This is a genomic window from Candidatus Phycosocius bacilliformis, assembly GCF_003112735.1.
GTDB classification, from domain to species: Bacteria; Pseudomonadota; Alphaproteobacteria; order Caulobacterales; family Aquidulcibacteraceae; genus Aquidulcibacter; species Aquidulcibacter bacilliformis.
Genome location: NZ_BFBR01000006.1, coordinates 156,873 through 169,022 on the forward strand (window position 1 = coordinate 156,873; position 12,150 = coordinate 169,022).

The following is a 12,150-nucleotide window of genomic DNA, read 5'->3' on the forward strand; positions in this document are numbered from 1 at the left end:
TGCAAGGCCCTCGATCTGTGCGGGGTGACGCGACGGCTCATGCGTGGGGGCTTCACAATCAGTTGAAAGAACCAAGCCAGATTGTGATGTCGCGTGCCATGGGCGGCAACATGCCTGTGGCCTAAGTGGATGGCCTGCGGCCTCACCTCGGCCAACAGGGTTTAACATATCGATGGGGATTGGATCATGAAGAAGCTTGCGATGAGCGTATTGCCACTGATGGCGCTGGCTGCCTGCGGGCAAGCCAACGATACTGCCAAGAAAGATGAGGCATCGGCCAGCACCCAGGCGCCGGCTGCTGCAGCCCCAGCCGAAACGCCCGCTGCACCTGCCGCCCAGCCAGCGGCCCCTGCCGCTCCTGCCCCTGCAGCAGCTGCTTCTGAGGCAGACGCCAAAATCCTTGCCAGCCTGCCTGCCCCTTACAACACAGGCGATCTTGCCAATGGTAAGCGCCAGTTTGCCAAATGCCGGTCGTGCCATGTGATCGAAAAAGGCGGGGCCAACCGGGTGGGTCCAGCCCTGCATGGCATTTTTGGCCGCACCGCTGGGACGGCGCCGGGCTTCACCTATTCCCCGGCCTTGAAAGGCGCAGGCTTTGTCTGGGATGGTGATAAGTTAGACCAGTGGCTCGCAGATCCGAAAGGTTTCCTGCCCGGCAACCGTATGAGCTTTGTGGGCCTCAAGCAGGAAAAGGATCGCCGCGACGTCATCGCCTACATCAAGGTGGAAAGCTCGAAATAGGCCGCACAGCTTGTGTCACCGCAGGCGGCGTGACGACTTAAAGCCCGATGCCAAGGTCTTGTCGCGGAACACTTTTGCGTTCTGGACAAGGCCGAGGCCAAACATCAATGACAACATGACGCTGCCGCCATAGCTTAAAAAGGGCAGCGGTTCACCCACCACCGGCAAAATGCCCATAATCATGCCTGCATTGATCCCGACATAAATGAAGAGAAGCATCGTGACCCCGGCAGCGAGAAACTTGCCGAACGTGTGCCGGCAGCCGATCGAAATATAAATGCCAAACGCCATAGCAGCCAAATAAAGCGAGAGAACAAACACCCCGCCAACCATACCAAATTCTTCGAGCAGCATGGCAAAAACAAAGTCGGTATGGCGTTCAGGCAGAAAGTCGAGTTGGCTTTGGGTGCCCTGCATATAGCCAACCCCAAACAAGCCGCCCGACCCAATCGCAATTTTGGACTGGGTAATGTGATAGCCCGAGCCCAATGGATCACGCGACGGATCGAGGAAAGTCAGAATCCGGTTCCGTTGAAATTCGGCCATAAAGAAGAAAAAGGCCGCCAGGGCGAAAGTGGCGACTGAAGCACCCGCTGCAATCACATACCACCAAGACAGGCCCGCCAAAATTACCATTGTCGCGCCCACGCCTGCCACCATGATCGCAGTCCCCAGATCTGGCTGAAGCGTGATCAATGCTGCAGGTGCAGCCAGCATTATCAAGGGAATAAGATGGGCACGCAGCGTCCACATCCGATCTGAATCGGCATCCTGATAATAGCGTGCCAAAGCCAAAATCAGCGCAATCTTCATGAATTCAGATGGTTGCAGGCGAATTGGCCCGATCTCCAGCCAGCGCTGGGCCCCGAGCGCGACTTTACCGAACAATTCTACACCAATCAGCATGATGAAGACGATGATATAGGCTGGATAGGCCGCATAATACCAAACCCGCACATCAATCGTGGCGACCACAAGCATCAAACAGGTCACCACAAAAAAGCGGATGACATGATCGCCTGCCCACGGCTCCCAACTGGCCCCAGCTGCGCCAAACAGCAAAATGGTGCCCATGAGTGAAATCATCGCCATAACGAAGACAAGGCCCCATTCGACACGGCGCAATTTACCCAAGAAGCTGTCCCGACCGGCCTCAATATCACTCAAGAAAGTCATGCTTTGCCATCTCCTGGTGTGGCGGGGCCAGACGGTGGGGCGGCCTCGGCGGTCTTGGTGGCCGTGGTGAAGGCTGGGCGCGATGTGGGGTCCTTCAATAAGGTGGCGCGCATGATTTCTCGGGCGCGCGGGGCTGCCGCCTTTCCACCACCCCCGCCATGGTCAACCACAACAGCGCAGCAATATTTTGGCTGCTCCGCCGGGGCATAGCACACGAACAAGGCGTGATCGCGCTGCCGCCAAGGCAATGACTCATTTGAGCGCACACCGGTTCTGCGCTCAGCCATTGTGATGCGGCGCACCTGCGCAGTGCCGGTCTTACCCGCCATGCGTACGCCTTCAATGCCCAAATCGCCACGCCCTGTCCCGCCCGCCTCGTTGGAGACTGCGATCATACCTTCATGGACCAAATGCATGTTTTTGTAGTCAAATGGCAGGCGTTTAAAAGGCGTCATCGGCACGGCACCCGGGCCTTCCCGGATGAGACGCGGCTCAACCGCAACGCCTTGGGAGGCGATGCGCGCAGTCATTACCGCCAATTGCAAGGGGGTCGCAGCGATCAGGCCTTGGCCGATGGCGACATTAAGGGAGTCGTAAACAGCCCAAGGGGCACCCCGATTTTTAAGCTTCCACGCATTGTCTGGGACATGGGAGGCGGCAATGCCTGGAATCCCCAGATCAAAGCGCTGGCCAAAGCCGAAGCCACGGGCGACTTCCGCCATTTTTTCCCCACCAATCCGCCGACCCATTTCGTAGAAATAAACGTCACAGGACACTTTGATCGCAGTATGCAGATTGACAGTGCCATGCCCCGACCGTGCATGACAGTGGAAACGGTGATTGCCCAACATGTAAAAGCCGGGGCACTGCACAGTCTCTTCTGGGTCTGTTACACCGGCCTCAAGCGCAGCCAAGGCCGTGATCATTTTGTACGTTGAGCCGGGGGGATAAATCCCGCGCACCGCCTTGTGGTATAAGGGGCGCATTTCAGCATTATTGTATTCGTTGAAATCTGTTCGGCTGATGCCATCGACAAATTTGTTGGGATCAAAGCTCGGCGCTGAGACCAGAGCGAGCAATTCGCCACTGTGAATATCCATAACGACCGCCGAGCCCGCCTCGGCCGGACGATCTTCCTTAGGCTGAAACTGGTCATAGGCAACTTGCTGGATTTCAGCATCAATGGTGAGGACAATAGGCGCCCCACTCTTGGGGGCCAGTCGTGGATCCACCACCTCGCGGATCACCCTGCCATGAGCATTTACCTCGAGCTTGGTCGCACCATGTACCCCTTTAAGACCCTTCTCTTGAGACTTCTCGATGCCTTCTTTACCAACCCGAATACCTGGATGCCTGGCTTGAGGGTCAAGGGCGACGTCCTTATCATTGGCCTTGGCGACATATCCCAATACATGCGCCATGCTTTCAGCCAAGGGATAGTTGCGTGCCTCACCCATGTCGCAGCGCACGCCGGGGAAGGAGGCCGAATACACGCTGACTTTGGAAAAGTCTTCCCACGACAAATTATCAGCCACCATTGAAGGCATAAATCGTGGAGCAACTTTTGCATCATTCAGCGCCGTTTCGGCTGCCTCCGGAGGCAAGCGCAGAATGGAGGCAAGTGCCGTGACTGTCTTGGGCAAATCCTCCACATCCTCCCGCATGATCGAAACGCGGAAGTCGCGGCGGTTCACCGCAAGGGGGACGCCAAAGCGATCATAAACCGGTCCACGCGAGGCGGGATTAACCAGCAGGTTGAACTGGTTTTCAGCCGCTTCAAGCCGGAACTCCTCATTCTCAAAAATCTGCAACTGCGCCATGCGCAGGCCAAGAATGCCGAAATAGAGCCCGCCGAGCGAGGATAAAACCACTGCACGCCGACTGAACAGATCATCGTTCTGGCTCATGCGTCATCCTCAGAAAGATCAAACCATTGGGCGACCATCGGATAGATCAGTACCGCACTGATCACAGGCACGAGGCCACTCAGTATATTAACGCCTTTGCCGCTGGAAATCGACACAACCAGCATCGCTAAGAGATAGAAAAAACCAGTGATCAGAGCCGATCCAATGGTTGAGGGTAAGACAGTCACCGTCACGCGGGCAGCCACCATTGTCATGACATGGGCCAAAAGCCCGATCAGGGCCCAAGCGCCAATTGGGCCGCCAGTCAGAACGTCCAGCCACAGGCCAAGCCCAAACAGCAAAAGAGCAATGATGGCGTTCGGCCCTTGATTTGCCCAGCCACACGCCGCCCAGAGTAAACTGGCAGGCCAAATGGCACCAAAGGGCCCAAGTTCTATGGCGGCCAGATTGAGCAGGCTCGTCGCAGCAACAATCCCGATTCCGGAAAATAGGCGAGACCTGGTCGATGGACGCCCAGGCAGCAACGTGCTCACTGCTTGGGTGCCCCAGAAGTTGGTGGGGTGGCCGGTGGGGGCGAAGGCGGGCTGGCCGTTGCCGGGGCTGCTGCTTCAGACTTGGGTGCTGGGCTTGCTCCTGCAGGCGTACCAACTGGCCGCCCCGTCGCTTCGCCCGCCGCGGAGTCAGACTTGGTTGCACCGAAATTCACAGGCCGGGGTTGAGGTGGTCGGGCCGTCGCCCCGCTTGAGGCGCGCGTATCTTGCGCAGCGCGAATAGCTTCAGGGGTCGCTGCAGACGGCACGCCCGCTGCCCCAGGTGCGAGCGGCAGAACACCACCTTGCGGGCTTGGCACTGCCGCCGTCCCAGCGGGTGGCGGGGCCAAAGCTGGTGCACTGACAGCATCAACAGGTGGTGGGAAATTCGACGGTGGTATCAAGCGAACAAAGTCGATCGGGGCGGCATTGGAGGCCAAGCGCACGCGCCATTGCTTGTCGGGGGCAATGCCGGCCTGCCCAACCGCAAGTCCACGCGGAAATATACCGTCGTCGCCCGACGTCATCACCCGTTCACCATCGCGCATCAAAGTGGGGGTATTCAGATGGGCCAAACGCGGCGCACTTGTCTTATCACCTGTCACCAAAGCGCGCGCGCGGGTCACTTCGCCCATAACCGGGACGCGACTATCGCCATCGGCCAGAAACAGAACGCGCGACGTATCGCTGCCCACCGCAATCACCCGGCCCACTAGGCCATTTTGATTGAGCACAATCCAATTGACCTTAACGCCAGCTTTGGCGCCCAAATTCACAATGCCGGATTTCGAAAATGGTCCGCTGCTTTCACTGATCAGCCGGCCAGTCAGACCTTGGGGCAATTGTTCAGCTTTAATGCCATGCAGCTTTTCATATGCATCGAGGCGCTCGGCCATGGCTTTGGCCTGATCGCGCCATTGCAGAAGGGCACGATTTTCTTCCATCAGCTTGTGGTTTAAAGCCGCACCCCCAAAAAAGGCGCTGACAGAGCTGGCAATCCCCTCACCCCAGCGCACCGGGGTCATCAACACGCCGCCAACCGTGCCGGCCACATCCGACGCAATCCCAGCGACCCCGCCATTACGTTGGTCTGTGACAACCAAGGTCGCCCCGACCGAAATCAGCGCCGTCAGCACAGCCACACCGATCAAAGGACCAGCACCTCCGCCTCGCCGGTTACTTCTGCGCGCCATGGCCTTGCTCCCTTATCACAGCGACATCGGTTTTATGGGGTTCTTTAGGGGTTTGATGGAGAGTTCAGTGGGTTCAAACTTTGGACAAAACGCCTTTCCATTGCTCGAAATTATCCACGCATTTGCCGGTGCCCAGCACAACACAGGACAAAGCATCGTCGGCGACTGATACTGGCAGCCCGGTACGTTCCCGCAGCACCACATCCAAATTGCGCAGCAAGGCACCGCCCCCAGTCAGCATAATGCCCTTCTCAACAATATCGGCAGCCAGTTCAGGCGGTGTGGTTTCCAGTGCGACGCGCACCGCCTCGATAATCTCATCAACCGGATCAGCCAAAGCTTCCGAGATCAATTGTTCGGAGACCTGGATCTCGCGCGGCACACCGTTCAAAAGGTCGCGTCCTTTAACCGAGAGCGACAAGCCGTAGCCATCAGCCGGAGGCAGCGCCGAGCCGATCTCTTTCTTGATACGTTCAGCCGTGGTTTCCCCGATGAGCATGTTTTCGGTGCGCCGCAGATAATTGATGATGCTCTCATCCATCTTATCACCACCCACGCGGACCGAGCGGGCATAGACAATGCCTTCCAGCGACAGGACGGCCACCTCAGTTGTGCCCCCGCCAATATCAACAACCATTGAGCCTGAGGGCTGATCAATCGCCAAGCCTGCACCAATGGCTGCAGCCATCGGCTCCTCGATCAAGAAGGCATCTGAGGCCCCCGCATTCATCGCAGCTTCTTGGATCGCCTTGCGCTCTACAGGAGTGGCCCCTGAGGGCACGCAAATGATGATGCGAGGACGACCATGCAAAAAGCCTTTGTTCGAATTCACCCGACGAATGAAGTGCTTGATCATTTCCTCGGCAACTTCGAAGTCGGCGATCACGCCATCGCGCATTGGACGAACGGCTTGAATCTCGCCGGGTGTACGCCCCAGCATCAGCTTGGCCTGGTGACCAACGGCCTGAACCTCCTTGCGCCCGCCACGCTGGCGATAGGCGACCACGGAGGGCTCATTCAGCACAACCCCCTGGGTTTTGACATAGACAAGGGTGTTGGCGGTCCCAAGGTCGATTGCCATGTCGCTGGAGAACCAGTTGAAGAGGCGTCCGAACATTATTTTTCTCGCGATTTTAGGTCTGTTCTATGCGATGATTCGCAAATGATGACTCCGGGTCGTGCCGCTTCACCGCGGCCAAATCAAGGCCACTTCCCTCAATTCACCTGCGTTTTCTGCTGCTTCCCAGCAGTTCTTCACAGTTGGAGGCTTTTGCCTCCCGCGACAGGCGAAACCCCGCTGGAAGCGATCACGTTTCTGTCTTGGACCGAGCAGCGTGAAATGTGAACCCGCTTCACCCAGATCACGAATGGAACCTATTTTGGCGCGGCAACTGCAGCCATGGTGACCCCCGGTGGCAATGGCGTCTCCGCCGGCACAAAAAAGTCGGGCATCAGCTCTTTTGTCGGGTCGACGCGGTAGTGATCAAAAGACGTCACACCGGCCTCAGACAGCACCAGATCGTCGATGAAGAAATGGCCTGTGCAGTCACGGGCAGGCCGAGTCAAAATGACATGGGCGGCATCGGCCATGATCTCAACCGTGCGGCAGTGGCGCAACCCCTCATCCCCGGCGAGCGCAAACTGAATGGCGGCGGTAGCAATCCCGGTGCGCGGCCACAGACAATTGAAGGCAATCCCAACAGCGCGGAATTCTTCGGCCATGCCAAGCGCACACATGCTCATCGTGTATTTGGCCATCGTATAGGCGACATGATTGCCAAACCAATGCGCGCTCATGTCCAGCGGTGGTGAAAGATTGAGGACATGGGGATTAGCCGACTTCTTCAAGTAAGGGATGCAGGCGCGGCTGACCAGATAGGTCCCCCGGCCATTAACCTGATGCATCAAGTCATAGCGTTTCATTTCGGTTTGTAATGTGCCGGTTAATTGAATGGCGCTGGCATTATTGATGCAGATGTCAATGCCACCAAAATGGGCAACTGCCTGTTCAACCGCCCCCTGCACCGAGGCTTCCTCACGGACATCAACCACCAGCGGCAAAGCTTTGCCACCGGCTGCCTCAATCGCCTCGGCGGCAGAATGGATCGTACCGGGCAAATGCTTGTGCGGGGTGTCGGTTTTGGCCGCAATCACGACATTGGCCCCATCACGCGCGGCGCGAAGCCCGATGGCCAAGCCAATCCCGCGGGAAGCCCCGGTGATGAACAAGGTTTTATCTTTCAGGCTGGCCATGGTCGCTCCCCTCCTTTGAGTTGGGTTTCGACATAGCGCCTTTGAGCGCGGGCGCAAGCCAGATAGACGCGTCTGTGAGTTTCCCGAGGCGATTTTCACCGCATCGTGTCATGCAGACAGCTGGCGCTTTCTTCAAAACTGTGGCGGGCCAAACAGAACACATGTTCGTAAGGATAGCGGCTGGCGGCCAAGCACTGGCGTACATTGAGCTGTGCCCGCGTCATGCACATGCGACCGGCAGGACGTGCAATCAAGCGGGTGGCGCGACCATCCTCACCCAGCGCATGGAAGGCAGCCGCCACGATCAGGCGGCTGGGTAATGGCGTATCTGCGGCCTGTTCGGGCATATCGGTTGAGGTCAAGGCCGCAAGGCTTACCGGGCTGGTCGCCGCCGCCCGATAAGCGGCCAAAAGCATTTGTGGATCAATTTCCTGCTGTGACCACGCCTCTTTCTGCACCCCATAGGCAGCCTCACCCAAATAGTGGCCAGCACGGTCCAGCGCAGCAAGGCTGTCAGCCATCACGCCAGAACCAATCAAAGCAGCCTGACGTGCGCCCGCGATTTGGCGCAAGAAACCATCAGGGTCTTGGGTCAATCTTTCAACCACCACGTCGGGTCCCAAAAGATCGCGGGCGGTCTGCAGGCTGGCGGCAAACGGGGGATAAGCCGCAGCAGCCATCACACCATAGGCCGCAGCCCCTTCTGATAATTCGGTCGCCGACAAACGCGCCGTCATGATCAGCGCACCCTCAACATTCTCACGCGACAGCGCGCGCAGAGACGTCAAGCGGCGCGCTTCGCCCACAAAGGCGCGGTAACGGGCCGCAGCCGCGCCCATATCAAACAAGGCGGCTTCAGGTGGGGCCAGTGTTGTCATTGCCGGGGCTATCGCGGGCCGTGTTGCGGGTACATTTGCCATGACGAGTGGGCCCATAGCCATATTACCGGCTTCGACTTTGTCTTGATCGGAAGCCTGCGCCCTCAAACTCGGCATCAGGCATGCTACGCCCACCAATGCACAAGCCAGTCTCTGCCCCAAACGGACACCAATATGTTGTTTCATGACACACCTCTGAAACCGAAGCGTGACAAGCTAATCAGCAAAACTTCCTCAAGCCCTGCAATTGGTGTTCAATTTGAAATCGATTTGTCGCCGAGCCACATGGGGCGCATTAACCGTGGCAACTCGGTGATCTGCACGGCGGGGGTGCCAAGCAGGCGCGCGATTTGCTAGGAGGCGGGCATGACTGCCAAGATTTGCGCCCTCTACAAGTTTGCCGATTGCCCGGATTTTGAGGTGTTGCGTGTCGATCTTTTGGCCAACACGCGCCAATGGGGCATTCTGGGCAGTCTGTTGATTGCCCCTGAAGGCATTAATGGCACGATCGCCGGCCCACCCGACAGCATTGATCGCTTTGTGCATTATCTTGAGAATGATCCAATCTTTTCAGGCCGCTTTCGGGATGCCGAAATCAAATATGCTCAAGAAGATAAAAACCCATTTGTGCGCATGAAAGTGCGGTTAAAGCGCGAGATTGTAACTCTGCGGGCCCCGAAGGCCGATCCGCGTAAAGCGGTTGGCACCTATGTGGCCCCATCAGATTGGAACGCATTGATTGCAGATCCTGACATTGTTTTGGTTGATACGCGCAACGAGTATGAGACCGACGAAGGTATTTTCAAAGGCGCGCTTGATCCCAAAATCCCCACCTTCACCGCCTTTAAGAAGTGGGCAGAAGAGAATTTGGACCCCGCGCGCGACAAGAAAGTCGCCATGTATTGCACCGGCGGCATAAGGTGTGAAAAGGCCTCGGCCTATTTGTTGGCCGAAGGATTTGAGACAGTCTATCATCTCAAGGGCGGTATTTTGGCCTATATGGCACAAGTGCCGAAAGAAGAGAGCCTGTTTGAGGGTGGCTGCTTTGTGTTTGATGCCCGCGGGGTTGTCGAAGCTGATTGAGGGCTTAATCGACAGGATTGGCGACTTCCAACTGTCGATAATGGTCGATAACCTGGCTGTCGCAGCTTAGCTTCTTGGCAATCTTGCTATCTGGCGCAATCAGCCGCCAGAACGGCACAACCTCTTGACTGGTCTTACCATCCGCCAGATCAGCCAGCGCGACTTCTGCCACGACCTTGAGATAGATCGCCGTGGTGACCGGGCAAGTTGCTTGCGCCCCATTCTTGCGCGCCAATTCGTTGCGCATCGCCTCAATGCTGCGAGTCTCACCAGTCGGGATCCGGGCGATATAATTGGCAATCGAGCCGGGTGAGCCGATATACATCGTGGTGCCGGTCTTGATGCCGGCAAAGTCAGTGTGCAACACAATTGTGTGCGGTTCCTTGGCTTTGGCAAAGCGTTTGCGCCAATCAGTCGGGCGCTTGGTCGTTGGTTTGGCTGCGGGCATTATCGGGTCTCTCCAGTCTGCCGCCTTTGTGTTTCAGCCGCCAGCGCATCCAGATACTGGCGTGCAAAGGCGTCAGGATTAAAAAATAGCCGGGCAAGAATGCGGCCAATTGGGGCAGGTGTCGTGGCCTGTTCAGTCACAAAAATGTGGGTGCCCCCGCTGGGGGTAGGATTAAGTCGGCCCTCCCACTGACCATGATAACCATATGAGCTTGCAAAGCGCATGGTGATGCGATTGGCCTCTTTAGACGTGAGTTCGAAGGCGATCACTTCGCCGCGCTCGGTTGTTTCAGTCCATTGCGTTGCCGATTTAATGTCCACTTTGGCCAAATCCGCCCGCCATTGCGGCTGGCTTGCCCGATCCAGAATAACCGCTGACAAAGCAGCCGGGGAAACATCAATCACCCGGTCATGCTGGCCAGTCCTTGATGCAGGAAGCAAAAAGCCAATCAGCAAGGTGAGCCCCGCCACACATGCCAGACCTACAATCACCCCAATCACCAATTTCACCATCATGTCCTTTCCTGTTTCGCCCCCTTGTCTAACAAGGGCAGGAAATCGCACAATTATCTCACTTTTTTAGATTTAATTTCAATTATTTGGTACAAATTATGTCATCGGCCTGCAAGCGCTGCAGCACGCAAATGGGCCACGATCCTTGCAAGATCATCGTCTTCGGACACCGCCAGCAAAAGCGTGAAGCGGTCACTGCCGCCCAGTTTAGGTGCGGTTGGCAAGGGCGATTGGGACCGATCTTGGGCCACAAGTGCCAGCCATAGCAGCGCAGGGCCAGACTTGGGCCGGACAGCCACGCCAAATTGCCTGGATGTACCAATGCCAACATAGGTCTGGCGAACGAACACCTGCACATTCGGCACATCTTGGCCCAATCGATCCAGAAGCTGGTCAAGGCGGGCAGCACCCGCCTGCCCCAATACCTCTTGGGTCGTAACAGCGGCTACCCTTGGTGCAGCGCGCTTGTTAAAATGCCGTACCAAGATTTGGGCGGTCACATGGCCCAACTGGTACTGGGTCTTAAGCCACGCGACCGCCTCACCGGGCTTTGCAAACGGTCCGGCAGCTGCAATCAGATCGAGCCAGTCTTCCGTGCTGCGGCCAGTGCGGGCGTGCAAATTGGCCAGAACGGCCGCATCCATTTCTTCGGGACTCAATGCCATGACAGCCGCCTAAGCCACGTGCTGAAGTGTGCCGACATAGGCCGGCAGTTTGCGCGCGATCAGATCTTTCCACCCCAGCCCCAAAGCAAAACGTGGGATCAGATTGGCAAGGCCTGCAAAGCCTTCATGGCGCACTGTCAGCCGGGTTTTTGTGCCTTCATCTTGGAGGTGAAACCGCACAATCGTGTCAAGAGGCCCACCGCGCCAGCTTATGGCCAGACGTTCGGGCGGATCTATGTCCAGCACCTCGCAGCGAACAATGCCATCAAAACCAGGGGCCGGAGCGGTTTTGAACGTAAAGCGATGGTGCAAGACAGGCCTAAAGTCATTGGGCATCAACCAGGCTGCCAGATGGTCGGATTGGGTCAAAGCCTCCCACACCATGGCGCGGGGGAAATCCAACACACGCTCTATCACAATATCTTTCATGACCGGTATTCTCCGAAGCTGGTGCCGTCAGGTCTTCATGCGGGCCAAATGTGCATCGAGGGCATCCAGTCTGTCTGTCCAGAAGGCCTCATATTTGGCGATCCAGTCTGCAACACTGCGCAATTGCGCGGCGCGGACAGTATAAAGGGTTCGCCGTCCCTCTTTTCGCTCGTCCACCAGTCCGGCGAGCCGCAAAACCTGCATGTGCTGGGACGCGGTGGGTTGGGAAATCGCCAGAGCATCCGCCAATGCCCCCACGGTACAGGCATCCTGCAGCATCATGTCCAACATCTTCCGCCGATTGGGATCGGCAATGGCTTTGAATGCATCCTGATGGGGGGCGACATAGGTCATAAGGGCGTTTCCTCGCGCCC

14 protein-coding genes are annotated in these 12,150 nt (G+C 57.2%); 2 read left to right on the forward strand and 12 right to left on the reverse strand.

Translation table 11 applies throughout. From position 1 onward, the window contains the following. Positions 1 to 186: 186 nt before the first annotated feature. Positions 187 to 741: a c-type cytochrome gene (locus tag PbB2_RS10750; protein WP_238164974.1), complete on the forward strand. Its 555-nt coding sequence runs from the start codon at positions 187 to 189 to the stop codon at positions 739 to 741. A 15-nt stretch (positions 742 to 756) separates the two neighbouring features. Here PbB2_RS10750 and rodA read toward each other — a convergent pair whose 3' ends face one another. The 7 genes from rodA to PbB2_RS10785 all read right to left on the reverse strand — a co-directional run bounded on the left by rodA (position 757) and on the right by PbB2_RS10785 (position 8,681). Continuing rightward, complete coding sequence (gene rodA / locus PbB2_RS10755) at positions 757 to 1,917, reverse strand: rod shape-determining protein RodA (RefSeq protein WP_108985318.1); 1,161 nt, start codon at positions 1,915 to 1,917, stop codon at positions 757 to 759. Then, positions 1,914 to 3,824, reverse strand: a complete 1,911-nt coding sequence (gene mrdA, locus PbB2_RS10760; RefSeq protein WP_108985319.1) for a penicillin-binding protein 2 — start codon at positions 3,822 to 3,824, stop codon at positions 1,914 to 1,916. Before mrdA ends, rodA begins: the two co-directional genes overlap by 4 nt. Beyond that, positions 3,821 to 4,318 carry a hypothetical protein gene (locus PbB2_RS10765; protein ID WP_108985320.1) on the reverse strand — a complete coding sequence of 166 codons (498 nt, stop codon included), beginning with the start codon at positions 4,316 to 4,318 and terminating at the stop codon, positions 3,821 to 3,823. The genes mrdA and PbB2_RS10765 overlap by 4 nt, the downstream gene beginning before the upstream one ends. Next, entirely contained in the window at positions 4,315 to 5,508 is a 1,194-nt protein-coding gene (gene mreC / locus PbB2_RS10770) for a rod shape-determining protein MreC (RefSeq protein WP_108985321.1), read from the reverse strand. The genes PbB2_RS10765 and mreC overlap by 4 nt, the downstream gene beginning before the upstream one ends. Positions 5,509 to 5,581: 73 nt before the next feature. Further along, positions 5,582 to 6,625, reverse strand: coding sequence for a rod shape-determining protein (locus tag PbB2_RS10775; protein ID WP_108985322.1), 1,044 nt, complete (start codon positions 6,623 to 6,625; stop codon positions 5,582 to 5,584). A gap of 257 nt (positions 6,626 to 6,882) precedes the next feature. Then, positions 6,883 to 7,761, reverse strand: coding sequence for an SDR family oxidoreductase (locus PbB2_RS10780; RefSeq protein WP_108985323.1), 879 nt, complete (start codon positions 7,759 to 7,761; stop codon positions 6,883 to 6,885). 95 nt (positions 7,762 to 7,856) lie between these two features. Continuing rightward, complete coding sequence (locus tag PbB2_RS10785) at positions 7,857 to 8,681, reverse strand: hypothetical protein (RefSeq protein ID WP_133245788.1); 825 nt, start codon at positions 8,679 to 8,681, stop codon at positions 7,857 to 7,859. Positions 8,682 to 9,005: 324 nt separating this feature from the next. Between PbB2_RS10785 and trhO the strand changes: the two genes are divergently transcribed. Beyond that, positions 9,006 to 9,722: an oxygen-dependent tRNA uridine(34) hydroxylase TrhO gene (trhO, locus tag PbB2_RS10795; protein WP_108985326.1), complete on the forward strand. Its 717-nt coding sequence runs from the start codon at positions 9,006 to 9,008 to the stop codon at positions 9,720 to 9,722. 4 nt (positions 9,723 to 9,726) lie between these two features. Here trhO and PbB2_RS10800 read toward each other — a convergent pair whose 3' ends face one another. The 5 genes from PbB2_RS10800 to PbB2_RS10820 all read right to left on the reverse strand — a co-directional run bounded on the left by PbB2_RS10800 (position 9,727) and on the right by PbB2_RS10820 (position 12,130). Then, positions 9,727 to 10,170: a hypothetical protein gene (locus PbB2_RS10800; RefSeq protein WP_108985327.1), complete on the reverse strand. Its 444-nt coding sequence runs from the start codon at positions 10,168 to 10,170 to the stop codon at positions 9,727 to 9,729. Next, positions 10,170 to 10,685 (reverse strand): SRPBCC family protein, encoded by a 516-nt coding sequence (locus tag PbB2_RS10805; protein ID WP_108985328.1) that lies wholly within the window; start codon positions 10,683 to 10,685, stop codon positions 10,170 to 10,172. The genes PbB2_RS10800 and PbB2_RS10805 overlap by 1 nt, the downstream gene beginning before the upstream one ends. A 98-nt stretch (positions 10,686 to 10,783) precedes the next feature. Next, positions 10,784 to 11,347, reverse strand: coding sequence for a DUF4287 domain-containing protein (locus tag PbB2_RS10810; RefSeq protein ID WP_108985329.1), 564 nt, complete (start codon positions 11,345 to 11,347; stop codon positions 10,784 to 10,786). A 9-nt stretch (positions 11,348 to 11,356) separates the two neighbouring features. Further along, a complete protein-coding gene (locus PbB2_RS10815; protein ID WP_108985330.1) occupies positions 11,357 to 11,776 on the reverse strand; it encodes an SRPBCC family protein in 420 nt (139 codons plus the stop codon). A gap of 27 nt (positions 11,777 to 11,803) precedes the next feature. Beyond that, entirely contained in the window at positions 11,804 to 12,130 is a 327-nt protein-coding gene (locus tag PbB2_RS10820; RefSeq protein ID WP_108985331.1) for an ArsR/SmtB family transcription factor, read from the reverse strand. Between the last annotated feature and the right edge of the window lie 20 nt (positions 12,131 to 12,150).

Coding starts and splice junctions, on each gene's coding strand:
- PbB2_RS10750 (WP_238164974.1), top strand. CDS start 187: ATGAAGAAGCTTGCGATGAGCGTATTGCCACTGATGGCGCTGGCTGCC.
- rodA (WP_108985318.1), bottom strand. CDS start 1,917: ATGACTTTCTTGAGTGATATTGAGGCCGGTCGGGACAGCTTCTTGGGT.
- mrdA (WP_108985319.1), bottom strand. CDS start 3,824: ATGAGCCAGAACGATGATCTGTTCAGTCGGCGTGCAGTGGTTTTATCC.
- mreC (WP_108985321.1), bottom strand. CDS start 5,508: ATGGCGCGCAGAAGTAACCGGCGAGGCGGAGGTGCTGGTCCTTTGATC.
- PbB2_RS10775 (WP_108985322.1), bottom strand. CDS start 6,625: ATGTTCGGACGCCTCTTCAACTGGTTCTCCAGCGACATGGCAATCGAC.
- PbB2_RS10780 (WP_108985323.1), bottom strand. CDS start 7,761: ATGGCCAGCCTGAAAGATAAAACCTTGTTCATCACCGGGGCTTCCCGC.
- PbB2_RS10785 (WP_133245788.1), bottom strand. CDS start 8,681: ATGGCAAATGTACCCGCAACACGGCCCGCGATAGCCCCGGCAATGACA.
- trhO (WP_108985326.1), top strand. CDS start 9,006: ATGACTGCCAAGATTTGCGCCCTCTACAAGTTTGCCGATTGCCCGGAT.
- PbB2_RS10800 (WP_108985327.1), bottom strand. CDS start 10,170: ATGCCCGCAGCCAAACCAACGACCAAGCGCCCGACTGATTGGCGCAAA.
- PbB2_RS10805 (WP_108985328.1), bottom strand. CDS start 10,685: ATGATGGTGAAATTGGTGATTGGGGTGATTGTAGGTCTGGCATGTGTG.
- PbB2_RS10810 (WP_108985329.1), bottom strand. CDS start 11,347: ATGGCATTGAGTCCCGAAGAAATGGATGCGGCCGTTCTGGCCAATTTG.
- PbB2_RS10815 (WP_108985330.1), bottom strand. CDS start 11,776: ATGAAAGATATTGTGATAGAGCGTGTGTTGGATTTCCCCCGCGCCATG.
- PbB2_RS10820 (WP_108985331.1), bottom strand. CDS start 12,130: ATGACCTATGTCGCCCCCCATCAGGATGCATTCAAAGCCATTGCCGAT.